21 protein-coding genes are annotated in these 16,367 nt (G+C 59.5%); 11 read left to right on the forward strand and 10 right to left on the reverse strand.

Going from position 1 to position 16,367, the window contains the following annotated elements; genetic code table 11:
* Positions 1 to 3: 3 nt before the first annotated feature.
* Positions 4 to 249, forward strand: a complete 246-nt coding sequence (locus tag NKI39_RS25825) for a hypothetical protein (protein ID WP_352835342.1) — start codon at positions 4 to 6, stop codon at positions 247 to 249.
* Between the two features lie 614 nt (positions 250 to 863).
* Here NKI39_RS25825 and NKI39_RS25830 read toward each other — a convergent pair.
* Positions 864 to 1,355 (reverse strand): hypothetical protein, encoded by a 492-nt coding sequence (locus tag NKI39_RS25830; RefSeq protein ID WP_352835345.1) that lies wholly within the window; start codon positions 1,353 to 1,355, stop codon positions 864 to 866.
* 60 nt (positions 1,356 to 1,415) lie between these two features.
* Here NKI39_RS25830 and NKI39_RS25835 point away from each other — a divergent pair, with 60 nt between their 5' ends.
* The 4 genes from NKI39_RS25835 to NKI39_RS25850 all read left to right on the forward strand — a co-directional run bounded on the left by NKI39_RS25835 (position 1,416) and on the right by NKI39_RS25850 (position 3,694).
* On the forward strand, positions 1,416 to 1,592 hold the full coding sequence (locus NKI39_RS25835; protein ID WP_352835348.1) for a hypothetical protein: 177 nt from the start codon (positions 1,416 to 1,418) through the stop codon (positions 1,590 to 1,592).
* Positions 1,593 to 1,690: 98 nt separating this feature from the next.
* On the forward strand, positions 1,691 to 1,966 hold the full coding sequence (locus tag NKI39_RS25840; RefSeq protein WP_352835350.1) for a hypothetical protein: 276 nt from the start codon (positions 1,691 to 1,693) through the stop codon (positions 1,964 to 1,966).
* 276 nt (positions 1,967 to 2,242) lie between these two features.
* Positions 2,243 to 2,752, forward strand: coding sequence for a ferritin-like domain-containing protein (locus tag NKI39_RS25845; protein ID WP_352612666.1), 510 nt, complete (start codon positions 2,243 to 2,245; stop codon positions 2,750 to 2,752).
* A gap of 573 nt (positions 2,753 to 3,325) precedes the next feature.
* Positions 3,326 to 3,694 carry a hypothetical protein gene (locus tag NKI39_RS25850; protein ID WP_352835415.1) on the forward strand — a complete coding sequence of 123 codons (369 nt, stop codon included), beginning with the start codon at positions 3,326 to 3,328 and terminating at the stop codon, positions 3,692 to 3,694.
* Between the two features lie 261 nt (positions 3,695 to 3,955).
* Here NKI39_RS25850 and NKI39_RS25855 read toward each other — a convergent pair whose 3' ends face one another.
* Entirely contained in the window at positions 3,956 to 4,354 is a 399-nt protein-coding gene (locus tag NKI39_RS25855; RefSeq protein WP_352612663.1) for a hypothetical protein, read from the reverse strand.
* Positions 4,355 to 4,609: 255 nt separating this feature from the next.
* Here NKI39_RS25855 and NKI39_RS25860 point away from each other — a divergent pair, with 255 nt between their 5' ends.
* Positions 4,610 to 6,196: a serine hydrolase gene (locus NKI39_RS25860; protein ID WP_352835352.1), complete on the forward strand. Its 1,587-nt coding sequence runs from the start codon at positions 4,610 to 4,612 to the stop codon at positions 6,194 to 6,196.
* Between the two features lie 244 nt (positions 6,197 to 6,440).
* Here NKI39_RS25860 and NKI39_RS25865 read toward each other — a convergent pair whose 3' ends face one another.
* From NKI39_RS25865 to NKI39_RS25895, 7 genes are all read right to left on the reverse strand, one after another.
* Positions 6,441 to 7,196 carry an RES domain-containing protein gene (locus NKI39_RS25865; protein ID WP_352835355.1) on the reverse strand — a complete coding sequence of 252 codons (756 nt, stop codon included), beginning with the start codon at positions 7,194 to 7,196 and terminating at the stop codon, positions 6,441 to 6,443.
* A complete protein-coding gene (locus NKI39_RS25870) occupies positions 7,093 to 7,776 on the reverse strand; it encodes an XRE family transcriptional regulator (RefSeq protein ID WP_352612659.1) in 684 nt (227 codons plus the stop codon). Before NKI39_RS25870 ends, NKI39_RS25865 begins: the two co-directional genes overlap by 104 nt.
* 84 nt (positions 7,777 to 7,860) lie before the next feature.
* Positions 7,861 to 8,031: a helix-turn-helix domain-containing protein gene (locus NKI39_RS25875; protein WP_352772134.1), complete on the reverse strand. Its 171-nt coding sequence runs from the start codon at positions 8,029 to 8,031 to the stop codon at positions 7,861 to 7,863.
* Positions 7,986 to 8,162 carry a hypothetical protein gene (locus tag NKI39_RS25880; protein ID WP_352835357.1) on the reverse strand — a complete coding sequence of 59 codons (177 nt, stop codon included), beginning with the start codon at positions 8,160 to 8,162 and terminating at the stop codon, positions 7,986 to 7,988. Before NKI39_RS25880 ends, NKI39_RS25875 begins: the two co-directional genes overlap by 46 nt.
* A complete protein-coding gene (locus NKI39_RS25885) occupies positions 8,114 to 8,482 on the reverse strand; it encodes a DUF1612 domain-containing protein (protein ID WP_352835359.1) in 369 nt (122 codons plus the stop codon). The genes NKI39_RS25880 and NKI39_RS25885 overlap by 49 nt, the downstream gene beginning before the upstream one ends.
* A gap of 1,387 nt (positions 8,483 to 9,869) precedes the next feature.
* Positions 9,870 to 10,502 (reverse strand): acyl-homoserine-lactone synthase, encoded by a 633-nt coding sequence (locus NKI39_RS25890; RefSeq protein WP_352503485.1) that lies wholly within the window; start codon positions 10,500 to 10,502, stop codon positions 9,870 to 9,872.
* Between the two features lie 73 nt (positions 10,503 to 10,575).
* The gene (locus NKI39_RS25895) at positions 10,576 to 11,325 is read right to left on the reverse strand and encodes an autoinducer binding domain-containing protein (RefSeq protein ID WP_352835362.1); all 750 of its coding nucleotides are present in this window, start codon (positions 11,323 to 11,325) and stop codon (positions 10,576 to 10,578) included.
* A gap of 130 nt (positions 11,326 to 11,455) precedes the next feature.
* On the opposite strand from NKI39_RS25895, the gene NKI39_RS25900 reads away from it, so the two are divergent.
* The gene (locus NKI39_RS25900; RefSeq protein WP_023679380.1) at positions 11,456 to 11,671 is read left to right on the forward strand and encodes a helix-turn-helix domain-containing protein; all 216 of its coding nucleotides are present in this window, start codon (positions 11,456 to 11,458) and stop codon (positions 11,669 to 11,671) included.
* A 28-nt stretch (positions 11,672 to 11,699) separates the two neighbouring features.
* Here the strand turns inward: NKI39_RS25900 and NKI39_RS25905 are convergent, their stop codons facing one another.
* Positions 11,700 to 11,966 carry a helix-turn-helix domain-containing protein gene (locus NKI39_RS25905; protein ID WP_352472977.1) on the reverse strand — a complete coding sequence of 89 codons (267 nt, stop codon included), beginning with the start codon at positions 11,964 to 11,966 and terminating at the stop codon, positions 11,700 to 11,702.
* Positions 11,967 to 12,106: 140 nt separating this feature from the next.
* Here NKI39_RS25905 and NKI39_RS25910 point away from each other — a divergent pair, with 140 nt between their 5' ends.
* The 4 genes from NKI39_RS25910 (at position 12,107) to NKI39_RS25925 (ending at position 16,280) form a co-directional block, all read left to right on the forward strand.
* A complete protein-coding gene (locus NKI39_RS25910) occupies positions 12,107 to 12,898 on the forward strand; it encodes an IclR family transcriptional regulator (protein WP_352772145.1) in 792 nt (263 codons plus the stop codon).
* The gene (locus NKI39_RS25915) at positions 12,888 to 14,081 is read left to right on the forward strand and encodes a M24 family metallopeptidase (RefSeq protein ID WP_352835365.1); all 1,194 of its coding nucleotides are present in this window, start codon (positions 12,888 to 12,890) and stop codon (positions 14,079 to 14,081) included. The genes NKI39_RS25910 and NKI39_RS25915 overlap by 11 nt, the downstream gene beginning before the upstream one ends.
* Positions 14,078 to 15,370, forward strand: coding sequence for a threonine synthase (locus NKI39_RS25920; protein ID WP_352835367.1), 1,293 nt, complete (start codon positions 14,078 to 14,080; stop codon positions 15,368 to 15,370). The genes NKI39_RS25915 and NKI39_RS25920 overlap by 4 nt, the downstream gene beginning before the upstream one ends.
* 163 nt (positions 15,371 to 15,533) lie before the next feature.
* Entirely contained in the window at positions 15,534 to 16,280 is a 747-nt protein-coding gene (locus tag NKI39_RS25925) for a substrate-binding periplasmic protein (RefSeq protein WP_352472981.1), read from the forward strand.
* The last annotated feature ends 87 nt before the right edge of the window (positions 16,281 to 16,367 follow it).

Below are 16,367 nucleotides of genomic sequence, written 5' to 3' on the forward strand. Positions count from 1 at the left end.
CCGTTGAACATCGTGGCCGTATCGATCAGCGGTCTTGCGCGGTTTGAGCTTCTTGTAGTGGGAACCCGGTTACACTTCGTTACTGCGGCTCAAATCGATCAGCGGCTTTTGGGTTTGGGGTCTTCTAGCCGCTTCATGCGGCTCGCCTCTTCTGCGTCTCGCAGGGTCTTGGTGATGGTGATCGAGGTATGCACGAGCCTGATCGCCGCCATCGGGCAGAACCCCTTCGCGGCAAAGCTTGCTCCATGAAATTGATGGCGCCGTCATTATCGAAGCGGCGATGGCGAAATTGGCATGGTGAATGTTTGCAGGCGCTTGAACCCTTGGGAGCATAGCTGTTGAAGGTCATCGATATTATCTTTTGGTTTCAGGGTGAGGTTGCGCCGGCGTTTGTCTGTCTCCAGGCCGGATACAATCAAGCGGTCTTGCGACGGTCCGGACGAACGCAGCGTCAACGCTGCTCCGCAGCAGCGGGCTGCAGACGGCGGTTGCCAGCCAGTTTGAGGCGCAGTTGCCGCAACCACTTGCCATCCTCTCCAAGCGGATCGCAGGACAGCTCCGCGATTCTGAGCACTGCCAAATCGGTTCCACTGCCGAATGGAGGATGAGACGCATAAGCGAGTTTCCGGACCGGAAGCTATGCGTTGGGTTGCCCAAACGATGCAGAGGCGCTGCTGTGTTGGCGCGACACGCTCGACCGCAGGTGCGGACGGCATAAGAATTTTGGAGAGGCCCGTGGTGACTGGGGATTGCGCCGGTATTGACGACGCGCGAAGACTGGGTCGATATCTGGGCGAAGGCAGCCCCTGCGACGCAGCTTCATACCGGAGAATGGAGGCCGCGCTGGGAGGTTGTTGCTTCGGCTACCAACTCAAAGTGATTGTCTGGGAGAGTTCGGCGATGTCGCCATAGATCATCGAACCTGTGACGAGAAAACATTTATCACCGAGGACTTCGAAGAGTGAGCTTGCCGCTGTACAAACCGGCAAGTTCTTCGAATTGGCATACGTGCCGAGGGTCGCGGTTTCGACCTTACGGTGGGTCGCCGTTTCGACCTTACGGTCCTTGGCTTCGGCACAGCCGACACTGATCGAGAGGATTGCGATAGCAATGAGAGTCGTCTTGCTCATATTTTGCCCCTGGAGCCAGCTCTTGTCGGGTAAGGCGCGCGATGCATCAAAGTAGCACCGGCCCACGATCGGCTTCATCCATCGATTGGAGGAAGCGGGCTCATCCATAATTAGCAATATCTTGAGTAAGGCGCCGAGCGCACCAGACTCATGGACGGCGCGCGGAATTTCCATTCGTGACGAGGTGGCGATCCCGGCCGCGTTCGCAAACGGGTCACCCAGCACTGCGTAAACGTCTCGATTCCGAGCTATAGCTTTCCGCATTCGATCATCGATCATACCAAGGTGAAGAAGGGGCAGCAGATCGAGCTTACCGGAGAGATCACGCGCGTAGACGAGGAAGGCGGCAGGGTGACTATCGATCTGGGACCGCTGGTGACGATCGACATCGACAAGGTCAGGCTGGTCGAGAAGTACAGGACGCCAAAGCGCAAGAAGCCGCTGCGCGACATGGTGGATTAGCTCGCGGACCGCCGCTTATCCACGCGACATCGGTACCACTCAAACGAATGGCAATTTTCTGTCTGAATGCGTTTAGGGTCCATGCTCGGAGACCACGCATGGCTATCGCGCGGGAGACAGGTGACTCCCCGTTTCAAGGCTTCGAGATGATACGAGCACCGAAAAGTCAGTTCCTTAGACCAAAAGATCGGGCGATCTGCCAGCGGGTGGTCGACCAGGTAACCGCCGATGCCAAATGGTACAGCACCCCGATGGACGGTCAGATTCTGGCCTCGACCACGCTGAATCTCTTTCAATCAGGGGTCGTAAACGAAACGAATTTGCTGGCACATGTTCGCGCGCGGCGCCACGACTTCACTAAACTGACAGGCTAGATCCTTCGCCCTCCCAGTGCCAGTTGGACTTTGTAATGGAACGCGCAGCAGCGAGCACGTGTGGTTGATCGGCGCGTCTCGCGTCCATGGCCCGTTTTCCTGGCGCCGATCTTCCGCGATCTTGGCCCTCACCCGCATTGCTGGGGATTTCGTGAGGTGAATTGAGATCCGCCGACGGCGCCGATCCTCTGGAAGGATCAAGCCTGTTCCGCGGCTTTGCTCCGGAACAATGTCTTCTTCTGAAAGTTTTTCCTTAAATAGCAAAGGAGATTCGAAATGTCAGAAAGCCGGGAATGGTTTGTCCAATGGCTTAGAGACGCTCATGCCATGGAAGAGCAGGCAGAAACGATGTTGAACGGGCAGTTGAGCCGTATCGAGAATTATCCCGAACTGAGCGACCGGATCCGACAGCACCTCGACGAGACCAAGCAGCAGGCTGCCCGGCTGAAGACTTGTCTAGATCAGATGGACGAGGGTTCATCCATGATGAAGGATGCTGGCGGTAAGCTGACGGCGATGGCGCAATCGCTGAGCGGCGTCTTCGCTGGAGACGAGGTGATGAAAGGATCGCTCGCGAGCTACACGTTCGAGCACATGGAAATCGCCTCCTACACGATCCTGATTGCCGCCGCTCGATCGCTCGGCGAAACCGAGGTTCTTCGGGCTTGCGAAGAGAACCTGCAAGAGGAAGTCGCGATGGCGGATTGGCTGAAATCCCGTCTTCCCTCCACGACCGAGCAGTTCCTTGTGCGGGCCGAAGCCGACAGTGACAGCGCCAAGCGGTGAGCGGGTGGGACGCAGTCATCGTGAACTGGGTGATGGGGGATTCGTCCGCCAGCGCGTCCCCTTCGTGAAGGCTGGACGACGAACACGCCTGGCTGGCAGGCGGTTGTCGAGTTGCGCATTTCCAGAAATTGCTACGACGAGTGATGCTAACATTGCGGCGTCGTGACTTTTGAGTTGAAGCGTTCGTCTGCGCAAGCCTGGTCGAATACGCATTGGCAATAGCCAAGATCGGAAGGGCTAGTGCAGCGCTCGGCGAGATCAAGCTTGAGGGGGCGTGTTAAAACGTTCGAAACGAGGTCGCGATAGTGGAATGCCCGAGAACACTCCTCCCTGATCACTGAGCAGTGCGTGCGCAGGCACCGGCAGCGCCAAGCCGGATGGAAGAAAGTTCGTCCCGACAGCGGCAGGGCGCACCAGCGACGGGGAGAGGTTTCTGTCAGCGTTCCAGTCAGCCCAGCCCAACGAGGGAACTTACATGGCGCGACGCGGCGTATCTGATGCCTCCGACGGGGCGTTCGGCGGCAATTCATGCATTCATGATGCTCAAATCTCGCGTGGAAGCTTGCCATGGTCATGCGTCGAGAAGCGGGCTCTGCCCTGCCTGACAGCTACGACACCGAGCGTCGGCCCCTTATTCACGGCACCCTCGCACAAGCACTCGCGCGGCTTCAGAAATGGTTCAAAGATCCGGCAAAAAGCCTGCCTCCGCAGGTCGATCTGGTCGAGGGATTGCGAGGCCGTCAGGTAGCGCTGGCCCAACACAACGCCTTCCGCAGTCATCGTGAACACCGCAGCCGGGGCGTTGGCGCTGGCCTCGCTTGTTGCGCAGGTTTCGCCATCCACCCGCACCTCGAACACCCGTCCGTGCACCCGAAACTCAAATGTCTCGCCCAGCCGTGCCCGTTCGGGCCGGAACCGTGGAAGTCCATTATGCCGACCTGACCTTGCCTTTCACGAGGCGGTCACCGCGCGGCGTCTTTTGGCGAAAGGCGTCGCGAAGTTGATACTCGCAAAATCGTCTAAATCGCGCTCGCGAACTGGTCGATGCAGCGACTAGAAGACGGCAGCTGCCGCCGTAGAAATGCGAGCAGTTTCAAATCGAAGGGTGGCCGATGGCGCTTGCTCCGCGGTGTCGACTCCATCAGGCTTTCAAGCTAGCGATCCTGGCGGAGTCTGCCTTCGAAACATCCGGCAATCTGGCGTTCACTTGACGCCAAGGGCGTCCTTGAGTTCTGCCAATTTTTTCATGCAGCCTTGCTCGTCGCCAGCTTGGGACATCTTGTGAGCTTCCGCCATTAGCTGGCTAGGATGTTCGGCATTCTGGGCGCTACGGTTGCCAGTCACTTGCTCCTGATGAGGTGTGGTTGGCTTCACATTTCCCGCCGTTGATCCGGTGATTTCAGGATTACCCCCCTGCTGCTTGCCGGCCATGACCTCCTCTTGGTGCTTCGTCGCCGGGATGCCTGATTTATTTGGGCTCGCGCCCGTTTCGGCGGTGATGACGTTCGGCTCAAGCACTTTCAACTCTTGGCCGCAGTCGGCAAAGCCTGGCGACGCGAAAGCAAGGACGAGCGCCGACGCGCTTACTATTCGTATAAACATGTGAACCTCCGATAGGCTTTTCCGTATGTCGAGGAAACGGCCACATATCCAAAGAGTTCCTGGTGGGGCCGGTCCATAACAGGGTAATGAGGATATATTCCATCGACCCTGACAGTGATCCCACAGGTGCTTTCGCATGTCGCCCTGAAGCCGCCCAGCACGGAGGATAAACATATCATTGGAAAATACCGCAACCATCTTTCATCTTGCCGCGTATGGTCCGATCATCTGCCGGTGCAAGTTTGAGGACATGCAATGAAGAAGGTCGCTGCTCTCCTGGTATTTTCCCTCGTAGCCATGCTGCCCGCCATGGCAGCCGCGCAGTCCTACGTGCCGGAGCTTGGGCCATCGCCGCCGCAGGATGCTATGCAGCTGTATCCCGGCGGTGTCGAGAAGGCGCTGGCCGCGCTGCCGGACATCGTCAAGAAAGTCAAGGAAGCATCCGACGTTCCCGGCTTCGCCGTGGCGGTGGTGCATGGCGGCAAAATGATCTTTGACGAGGGGTATGGCCTTCGCGACAACCGGGACGACACTTCTAAGGTCAGCAGCACCACCATTTTCCAGGTCGCCTCGGTGTCGAAGTCGATCTCGGCCACGGTGGCCGCGATCGCCATGACGGAGGACCACAGCTTCGACTGGGATACCCCGGTCGGCAAGGTCTGGGACGGCTTTCGCCTCAATCTCGACTATGTCTCGGGCAACGCCACCATCGGCGATTTCTTCGCTCATCGCTCGGGGCTGCCGATGGCGGCGGGCGACGAACTCGAGGATCTCGGCTTCCAGCGCAAGCAGATCGTCGGGAGCCTGTGGATGGTGCCGCTCGATCCCTTCCGCATCTCCTATCACTACGCCAATTTCGGCACGACGATCGGCGCCGAGGCAGTGGCCCACGCCGAGAAACAGCCTTGGGAGCCGCTGGCCAAGAGCCTGTTGTTCGATCCGCTCGGCATGCGCTCGAGCAGCTATCGGCACGAGGACTTCATTGCCGCCGGCAAGAACCGCGCCCTGCTGCATGCGCGCGTGGCGGAGAATGTGTTCGAGCCGCTCTATGATCGCGACCCCGACCAGCAGGCGCCGGCGGGCGGCGTCTCCTCCAGCGCCCAGGATCTTGCCAAGTGGATGATCCTGCTGCTTGGCGACGGCACCTATAGCGGCCAGCCCATGATCGACCCCAAGATCCTGCAGCCCGCCATCACACCGCAGAGCGTGACCTACCGCGGCGAGACGCCCGATACGCGGGCCAGCTCCTATGGCTATGGCTTCAATGTGGGGGTGAACGCCAATGGGCGCACCACCATGGGCCATTCCGGCGCCTTCCTGCTCGGCGCCGGCACCACCTTCCAGATCTTGCCCTCGGCCGATGTCGGCATCGTCGTGCTCACCAACGGCTCCCCCGTCGGCGCCGCCGAGGCGGTCGCCGCCAGCTTCATGGACATCGTGCAATATGGCCAGGTCACCCGCGACTGGTATCCCTACATCAAGCCGCGGTTCCTGGGCTACTACAAGCCGGTGGGCGACCTCGCCGGCAAGGACAGGCCGACGAACCCCGCCAAGGCGCGCAGTCCATCCTTCTACGAGGGCCAATATACGAGCAACTATTTCGACACCGCCACCGTGCGGGCCGATGGCGACAAGCTGATGCTCGAACTCGGCCCCAAGCCCATGCAGTTCACGCTCGAGCACTGGGACGGCGACACCTACGCCCTCACGCCCCGCGGAGAAAACGCGCCGACCGGCTCGCTGTCATCGGTGAAGTTCGTTGGTTCCCCCGGCGGCATTCGCGCGCGGGTGATGACGGTGGACTATCTCAATGAGAACGGGTTGGGGCATTTTCAGAGGTAGGGGTGGGGCGTCGGGTGCTCCATGCACCCTATGCCGTCGAAATGGCGAACCGGCCGTCTGCAAGGTGATGCCAGAGATGCGGATTTGTGTGACGGTTCGCTTCCGGGCGTGGAAATCAGGAAGCCGGCATTTGCTCGGGAGCTTCCGACAAGCTACGTCGGCTTTGGCCAGCCGCTGATCCGAAGCAGACCGACGGCTCCCGGCCGGTCGTTCCGTTGCTCCGGCTTAGTGGACGCTTCTGGCGCTACAGCCATCTTCGCCAAGCGATACGGATACGAGCTGCATCTTCACACCAACCCAACCCTGAAATCCTCCAGGACCTGAGCCAGCCCTCGCGCGCCGAGAAGGGCCATAACACGCTTCGCCTGAAGCTTCGGTACCGCGCGATCGTAAATGGCAAGATTGGTCGCCTCATTGAGGCGCGAGGGATAAATGATCCCGTCGGGCTGAGATGGCTGCTCGTGAACGCCAGTGACCACCGGCGTGCCAGGTTCTGGCGCTGTGCGCGAACGACATCGGTCGGCACACCCATCCGAGCGGCATTGTCGCCTCTGAGATCGACCAGGCGTAGGTCTGTCGTGGTCGCGATCTGCGCATAGCGCCGTCGGGTCAGCTCCACCTCCTCTATTGGAAGATCGTCAAGGATTGCTTCGCGGCGGTCGCGGAGCACGGTCTCGAGGAAGCACACCTTCAGGGAGTCACCGAGGTACAGAACGCCAAACCGGTTGGCGTCAAGACGGCGTCGAGGGATCGCTGAACCGGCTCGGCGACTTCCCGTACCACAATGGATCAGGATAGGTGCTCCAGTAGATCCGACCGAACGTCCGACCGCGCGGTATGGTCTCGATTTCGAGCTTTGCACGCCCAAAATCGGGTGGAGGTGGAACGCCGGGCATTCAGTCGAAATCGCCCCTGGCCATGCCTTCCGCCGCGGCCAAAACCGAGGCGTCATCGCCTTGTTGAAGGGCTCGAAGGCCGGTCCGGCCATCGAGGGCGCCATGGCGCGACACCAGAAATCGATAGACGGCCCAGGCACTGTTGCCCAACATGGCATGCAGCCCCGGCAATGCTTTGAAGGGACGGCCGTCCTTGTCGAGTTGCCAGACAGGAAAGCGGAAACCGCGTTTGGCGCCATCGATGCCGAGCACCTGCCCACTCTGCCGCCTGGCGTTGACGGTCACGCGCGACGTGCCGAGCAGTCTGGCAAAGGCTTCCGCGCTCAGCATCTCCTCGCCGGCGACAATTTCGGCGACACGCTTATGGCCACGCGCGCGCGCTCTGGCAAGAGCCGCCTCGAGTTCGGCATCGGGCATGCCCGTGTCCTCGACGGGAAACACATCCGAAGCGATCGGTTGCTCTTCGACCGGCGTGATCGTCTGCGCATCGGCGGCCGGATCGACCTCTACCCGGAACGATACGCGGTGGCCGATCTTGCGGCTGCGTGCGATCGCTTCCTGATAGCGTTCGAGCAATACCTTCTTGAAGTCGGCCTGTGCCGGCAGCTTCGTGGTGAAGCTCAGGGCGGCGACTCCCGTATGCGATGCGGTCCCGCTATGATTGTTGCGTTTTGGAGCGGCCATGATGACAACCTGTTGCTGTCACCAATATGCCTACAGAGCGCAGTTCGTCAAGTTCGGTAATTCCGTAAAGTTCGTATAGTCGTGTCAGCCAGCTACATCACACGACGCCCCATGCCCGAAACCTTCCCCCTCCCTATGATCTCGCGCTGCCCAAGCTCGCCGACCACATTGAGCGCCCCCTGTTTTTGTCACCTTTAGCCGCTCCTGGATCATGCCTCCCGAGACAAGTGGCCGCGACAGCACGAGTTCGACCACGTCGGACAGTTTGGAGCTGGCGCGGCGGTCGCGGAGTTTCGCTCCATCTGGCTTTTCGCCATCACCAGCCGGTCGTGCTCCTTCAGCCCCACGAGTGCGGCGTCATGGATCGCATCGAGGGAGGCCAGCAACCGGTCACTGCGATTGTGTGCTCGCCGACTCTCGCGCGGAATGTTTTGGCACCGAGGTGCCGGCAGGCGAGATGGTTGGCGGCAAGACCTTCCTGCCACAGCAGCGCGGCAATCAGCAGTGGCCCAAGCCATGCGGCATGCTGCAGCACCTCGATGTTGTCGGACCAGGCCTTAAGCAGGATTGCACCGCGCAGAACGATGGGCTGATCGCTCGCCCCGGCAATCACGGCCTGCCATTCGGCCAGCCGTTCTTCTTTATTCCAGTCGAGATCGTAGATCAGGCCGTTTTGCGGCTCCGGCCGGTCACGTCGACCAGGCACGTCTGCGCCGCTGAGGACCTTTGATGAGCGTGCCAAGACAGCATCGATCTCGGCAAACTCCTCAGAGGCTGTTTCGAAATTCGCTCCGGCGAGTCATATGGTGGTGGTTTCGAGAACCGGACGCAGCGGACATTTGGGTCCGTGAGCACCGGAAGCGCAGAAAACCCCATCAGATGGCCGTCAGAGTAGAATTTCCAAACGGTCTCTCAGCCAGAAGCTCGTCCTCAATATCGTCCCGAACATCGGCTTCAACTACGCTGTTTCCAGGTTGCGATCCCGGCCGCGGTACGGAGGGGGGTCACCGACGACCGTATCAGCGATATACGCACTTCCTTAGCGGGCGGCCCAGCAGCTTGGGTTAGGGGGCCGCTGAGCCTGACCAGCGAGCCTTCGGGAATGCCCGACTGGCTGGTTAGTACATTAGATAAATATAATGTAATCGAACAATGTGAACGAAGTACTCGGCGGTAAGAAATTGACTGGCACGATTCACTTACCGCGCGCTTTTGCCTTGGGTTCTGGCGAGCTTTCTGACGGGTTTGCAGCCAATTTTGCAGATCGCCGATCTGTTACCCATAGGGACTTTTTCCTCGCCACCAAATCGTCACGATCGCCCTCAGGGGTCGCTCGGCTATGCATGGCAGCTATGGCGAAGTCGGCTCTGTTGGTTCATAGTCTTCTTTTTGGACAGTCATCGTTTTCTCCCAGTTTCATAGCCCCTCTTTTGCCCTTGCGGGGAGATTAACTGCCTGTGCATTACGCGAGTCAATCGATGGAACGACCACTCCGCAGTCGCGAGGGCCGGAAGCAAGCCGACAATTTTAACGTTGGAGCGGCTTACAGAGTGCCGGCAACACAGCCGCCCTTTCGTCGGGCTGCGTTGATCGCGTCCATGTTGCCCTTCAGCTCGCCGATCTTGGCTTCACCTGCATTGATGTCTGTATTGTCCATCATGGCGATCGAGCACTGCCGCACCGCGACCCTTGGCGGTCACGTGGAGGCCTGCGAGGATGCGGCCAATGGGTCCCAAGCCAGTCCGCACGATAACAGCGACGCATCGGGAAATTTGGCCAGGCCCTCAAGAATTGTGTCCGTCGCCTTAACCAGGCGTGAACTGCCCAAAAAAAGAAATTGGATCGAAGGAGAAGTCGTACTCTCCAAGATCCGGTGTGTCCTTTTCCCAGACCTTCTTCTTCGATTCGATGCCAAGGCTGGTACCGCTTGCCCCGCCTGAGCGCGCGCCCGTCTTGGACACCTCCGCCTTTGAATGGCTGTTATGGCGCGAGGCAGACAGCCGATTTGCACGCGATAGTACATCGCCGCCCTCTGCGAGTGCCAGGCAGCATGTTCGTTCGAGGCGTGACGCCCAAAAGCGGACGGCCCGCGGTCAGGCCAGCCGCTTGAATGGCGTTTCGGCCCAAAGCACAGGCTCGGTTATGCGGTAGAATTGTCGCGTCGCGATCAAGGCTGACGGGCTGACATCAACCATCAGACCGATGATCGTCATATCACCATGTGCGAGCGCAGGCCCAAGCTGCTTCGGATTCCAGCCAATCGATGCGAGGCGGTCGAACCAGTACTCCTCGCACACGATTGTCAGATTGCTGATATGTCGCTGGATACAGAATTCCAAAATTCCGCAGTAGATCACGCCGGCTGCTTGGCAAGGTCGGCCGGGCTCACGAAGATCCCGCGCCACGAAGAATCTTGTCCATTCAAAGATATTGGGTCGGCGCGGAACGCCGCCCTCGGCGAGTTGCGGAAAGGTTTCGCTCATCAGATGGGGCCGAAGGCTCGGCACGAAACGGGATCCGGCAACGACGCCTCTTCCTGGCTGGATGCCGAGCAGATGAATCGCTTCTGGAGTATCAAACGCGTCGATCTCGCGACCGTCGGGGCGTCTCAGGTCCTGCCATCCACGTTCATCGACATAGATTTCATGCCGCAGGCGGAAGTAGCTGTCGAGATCCCCTCGATAGGCAAAGCTGTTTGACGCGTCGACGACATGGACCTGAATCATTGCGGTTCCTCGAGATGGAACCCCATCCGACCACGCGACGTTTGCCCGGGAAATACCCAGATCTGGGGATGGATCAAAGTTCGATTTCGTGCCTGCGAAAAGCCTCGACGATCGCGTGCACAACGTTGGCGGTGCAGAGCTTCTGCTTGATGTTGCGCAGGTGGGTCGTCACAGTGTTTTCCGAGATGCCAAGTATTCGGGAAACCTCCCACGCGGTCTTTCCTCCCGCGACCCACTGCAGGATTTCACGCTCTCGTTGGGAAAGCTTTTGTCTCGGCCGCCTGCGCGAGTTATCAACGAGGCGTTCGGCAGCCGAATAGGCATGGCGCGCAAGGGCATGAATGGTGCAGCGCACCGTCGGCGCCAAATCAATTTCATTTCCGGCAACCGTTACACAGGCCGGATCGCCAAACGCGGGCTGGATCGGGATACAGATTCCGTCGCAAAGCCCAAACTCTTTCGCTTCATCCATCACCCTCCTGGCATTTCGGTCCGTCAAGCCATGATGGACGTCCCGCCAGAGGAAGGGCCCGATCGCACCACGGCACACAGCAACACAAGGGTCATGGCGATAGTGTCCGGCAGCCATATAGCGGTCGTACCATTCCTGCGGCCAACCGTTGACAAGGATGTGTCCATCCAGTGATCCGGTGTCCTGGCGTGGCAATTCGGTGACGAGACAGGCTGCGTAGCCGTGACATTCGATGCTCTTGCGCAGTTGCCGAATGATCTCGGGGGCGCTGGTTGCACGGTCAATCTGCGCGGTTGCTTCAAAGATTTGTATTAGCTGGTCCTGTAAGACGCCCCCGTGAACCGCCGCCATTGTAGGCCCCTTCAATGTACTGAGACAAAGAAAACAAAATAAATAACTTAGGTCCGACCGCAACGTCCGTCATGACTTTTGACTACTATAGTAGGTGGCACTAAAGGGCGCGTTCTGACTGCCTCGCCGCATGAGGCTGAGGTCTGTTTTTGCTCGCAATCTGAGGTTGCTTCGCCAGGGCACCGGCCTGTCGCAGGAGCAGCTCGCGGACCTTGCCGGCCTCGACCGCAACTATGTCGGCAAGCTCGAGCGGGAGGAAAACTCACCGACCGTCGACACGCTGGAGGTATTGGCGTTGGCATTGCAAGTTGACGTGGAGCAGCTCATCCGTCGAAACTCGCCGTGATGCACTGGTCAGCAGGCCGCCGAGAGCATCAGGATTTTCCCTTGCGCCGCTCACGCGGCGCCACAGCACAATCACCAGCTGGGGCTCGGGCGTTTTTGCCGGGCCGTTTCGTCAGCTCCTCGATGTCGACGCTCAATGCGGTGGCAAGCTTTGCGAGCGACAGGAGTGTGGGATTGCGACGGCCGGCCTCGAGACCACTCAGATAGGCGCGCGTGAATCCTGAACGGAACGACAGTTCCTCTTGAGAGAGGGCCTGTGCGCGCCGAATCCTCTGTACGTTGAGGCCGACAACCAACCGTAGGTCCATGACGGCATGGTCGTCGCTGGGCACACTTTAGGACGACACACTATAATGAACATTCGTCATTGACAGGCGCGGCCATTGCTGCTTTTCTCATCATATTAAGGAACGCCATTCCGAAATAAGGAACGCCAGTGACAGGAAATCTTTCGTTGGAACGTGGGCTTGCGGTTCTCAATGTCCTCAAGGAAGCGGACGAAGCAGTCGGGGTGCGCGAACTCGCCCGCCGGCTTGAGCAGAGTGCTCCCGCCGTGCAGCGAATTCTGAATACCCTGGCAGAGCAGGGCTATGTCGAGCAGTCGCCAGACTCGCGGCGCTACCGGCTGGGTCACTCCGTGCTGGCGCTGGCGCGGAAGGTCCTGGGCAGAGATCGCCTGGTTGGTTTGGCTGAAATCGAACTGCAGGCGCTGGCCGCCGAAGGGTGCTTCAACGCATTCCTCGGTATCAGGCGGGGCAGCTGCGGAATTTATCTCCTGACGGTGCAAAGCAAGAGTCCGGTCGTCATTCGTTCTTCACCTGGCGAGACCTTCCCCTTGCATTCCACCGCGTTGGGCAAGGCGCTCCTGATGGAGCTGAGCGGCGAGGCGGTCATTGGGATTCTTGGACGAGGTCCACTGGAGCAGGTTGCCGTACGCACAGTCACCGATCCGCACAAGCTCGTTGCTCAAATCAGAGCGTCCGAGCCCATTGGCTACACAACATCCCTGGACGAGAACTTTACCGGGCTGATTGCGGTCGGCGCACCGCTTCGCGATGCATCAGGCACAATCATCGCGGCTATAAGTGCGGCTTACCCCCGGTCAGTGGGACCGCATGTGGAGATCGCTGAGATTGGGGAGGCAGTAATGGCGGCTGCGGCGCGCATTTCCACCGGCCTCGGCTTTCTGGAAGCAAAACAGGCTCGGGATTCCCATCATGCTGCTTAACGAAGCGCGCCTGAAACAATGCATGACGGCAGCCGGGCTTGACGCAATTATAGCGACTGCCCCGGAAAACGTGACCTACATGAGCGGCTTCTGGGCTCTGCCGCAATGGATCCGTCGCGGCCCGCAGGCTTATGTGGTGTGGCCGGCTCCTGACAAGGGCACGCCTGAAATCATCGCCAGCTCCAGCACGCTCGACCTCGTAGCAGATCAGGAACTGTGGGTAAGCAAGGTTCGGCGCTATGGAGACTTTTACGCCAATGTCGGTTCCTCGACCATTGTGGACCTCGCCAATGAACGACACCTCCAGCTTCGAGACCTGCCGAGGCATGGCGATGCCATCGCGGCTTTGGTCGCCGCATTGGAAGAAGCTCAGCTCGGCCGTGGGCGGATCGGCATAGACGAGGCCGGGCTCGCACCAGGATACCAGGAAACCCTTAGAGCCCATTTTCCCAATGCATCGTTCCTACCAGCCACCGCATTGCTTCGCGAGGTTCGTGCCGTAAAAACGGCAGATGAAATCGAACGGCTCGGCCAAGTTGCCCAGATTGCCGAACGCTCCATTCAAGCAGCACTCGGCGTTGCTCAGGAAGGCGCCACCGAAGCAGATCTGGCGCGCGCTTTTCATGTCAGGACGGTCGAGGAAGGCGCCCTGCCCGTACTGGGATGCATCGGCTTTGGCGAGCGCAGCGCGCTCATGAACGTCCAGCCGTCTGACCGCAGGTTGCGCGCTGGAGAAATCATCCGCTTCGACGTCGGTGGCCGGTTTCGGCACTACCGCGCCGACATTGCCCGCATCGCCACGCTGGGCGAGCCGCCGCCGCAGGCGCATCGACTTCAGCAAGCGCTGCTGCGCGGCGTTCAGCATGCCTGCGACGTTATCCGGCCGGGCATGGCAGCAGCAGAGCTCTTCGAGACGGTCGTGCATGTGGTGAGGCGCGAAGGAATTGCCCACTACGAGCGCGATCACGTCGGACATGGCATCGGTCTTGATGGTTATGATGCGCCGACGCTCTCGGCGCGCAGTACAGACATCCTTGAAGAAGGAATGGTGCTGTGCGTGGAGACGCCCTACTACGAAATCGGCCGCTGGGGACTCCAGGTGGAGGACATGGTGGTTGTTCGCGAGCGCGGAGTGGAGCGGCTGACGCAGACGCACGATGCAATCACGCGGGTGCCGTTATGAGCCGCGCGGCAGGGTTTTCCTGTATTCGATGCGGCGCCTTGTTCCGGATCGATACCAAAATCGACTCGCGCGGCTGCCCGAAATGCTGTGCCGAAGCACCGGCCAATCTTAAGGTCGTCTACGATCCGTCCGGAGCTACATCGGCCGCTTCCGCAGCGGGTGCCGCCCTGCCCTCGCTCTGGCGCTATGCCGACATGCTTCCTTGTGGACTCAGCGATGCAATCTCCTTGGGCGAGGGCCTGACGCCGTTGCTGAGCGCCGAGAAGCTGGGAAAGCAGCTCGGCGTCCCCAAGCTGCTTATCAAGGACGAGGGTGCAAACCCTACCTGGTCCCACAAGGACCGCTTCTCGACCGTGGCGGTGTCGATGGCACGTTTGAGTGGCGCACGCGTGGTGGCGACTGCTTCGTCGGGGAACGCCGGAGCCTCACTTGCCGCCTATGCTGCACGGGCGGGCCTGAAATGCGTCGTTGTCACATTCTCAGGCACCGCCGGCGCAATGTTGGCGCAGATCCGCAAATACGGCGCAAGCGTCGTATCCCTGGCCGACAAGTCCCATCGCTGGCCATTGCTTGAAGCTGGTACCGAGCGTCTCGGATGGTTTGCAACATCACCGTTTCACAGCCCCGTGGTGGGCAGTCATCCTGTCGGGATCGAGGGCTACAAGACCCTGGCTTACGAAATCGTCGAACAAATGCACGGTGCAGTGCCGGACTGGTGCGCCTTGCCTGTTTGCTACGGGGACGCGCTTGCCGGGCTGTGGGCCGGATTCAAGGATCTTCTCAGCCAAGGCAAGATCGAGCGGTTGCCGAGACTCGTGGCGGCGGAAGTGCATGGATCTTTGGCCAGAGCCCTTGCCGGCAAGGGAGATCTGGTTGCCGAAGTGCCCGCAAGCTTCGACACGCTTGCCATCTCGATCGGCACCACACGAAGCACGTTTCAGGCGCTCAACGCCCTGCGTGAATCTGGCGGCACGGCAATGCCGGTCGGCAATATCGGCTTGATAGCGATGCAGCAGCAGCTTGCGGCCACCGAGGGTGTTTTTGCCGAGCTTGCCTCGGTGACGCCATTTGCAGCTATCGAATCCTTGAGGCGAGAAGGCACCATCGCGCGGTCGGACAGCGTCGTTGCCATCGTGACAGCGAGCGGCCTCAAGGATTTGGATCGTTCGACCGGTCCGAACAAAGCACAAGCATCGTTTCAGTCAGTTGCCGAAGCGTGGGAATACGTTGCCGAGGGCCGTGACTATTTCACGCCCTCACTTGAACGGCGCGCGACCAAGATGTCCTGAAGAGAAGATAGAGGCGATCATGAGCGGATGCGATTTCTGATCGATTGATGATCTCGTCCACCATTGGACGGTATTGCGACTTCCTAAAAGCTATCCAGGAGAGGCAAATTCAACTCGCTAGCGAGCGGAATCTCGATTCAAACATGATGTAAGGGGAATGTTCATGCTTCGCAAAACGCTCATCGGCTGGCTCGCAGCCCTCAGTGTCGCAATGGCAACTCAGACGATGGCTGAGGAAACGCTCAGAGTCGGCGTCACGCCAACCGGAGTGCCGTTCACGTTTGTCGACACCGCAACCCAAAAGCCGACAGGCGCGATGGTCGATCTGGCAAGTGCGATTGCCGCGAGCCTTGGCACGACCGCCGATTTTCAAATAAACGCTTTTCCAGCCCTGATCCCGGCATTGACGACCGACAAAATCAATCTGATTTCCGCCAGCATGTTCATAACGGACAAACGAAAGCAGGTAATCGATTTCAGCACGCCGGTTTACGCCTATGGCGAGGCGATGTTTGTTGCTGCCGGCGATAGCAAAAACTACACGATCGAGGAACTCAGAGGTGCGACCGTCGGGGCGCAGATCGGCTCGACCTACGCTGATGCTCTGGAAGCGCTTGGCGTCTTCGGTCAAGTCAAGCTCTACGACTCAATCGCTGACATGATGCGCGATGTGGTTCTGGGCCGCATCAAGGCCGGTTTCGGTGACGCCCCGATCGTCGCATATCAGCTTTCAAAGAATCCCGGCCTGGGTGTTCGCCTCGTCGACGGCTATCAGCCGATGAAAAAAGGCGAGGTCGCGTTGGCGGTTGCCAAGGAAAATCCACTGCTTCTCGAAAAGGTGAACGCCTCCATCGCCAAGCTGAAGGAAAGCGGCGAATTAAGCCGAATATTTGCCAAATATGGCCTTTGAGGCCGACCCGCACTGACCTCGACAGAAGCGCCGGCTGGCAGGACCAAGGATCGCATCGGAATGACCGGCTTTGACGGCCGGGGTACG

Origin of the sequence: Mesorhizobium sp. M0664 (assembly GCF_040320565.1) — a bacterium.
Lineage (GTDB): Bacteria > Pseudomonadota > Alphaproteobacteria > Rhizobiales > Rhizobiaceae > Mesorhizobium.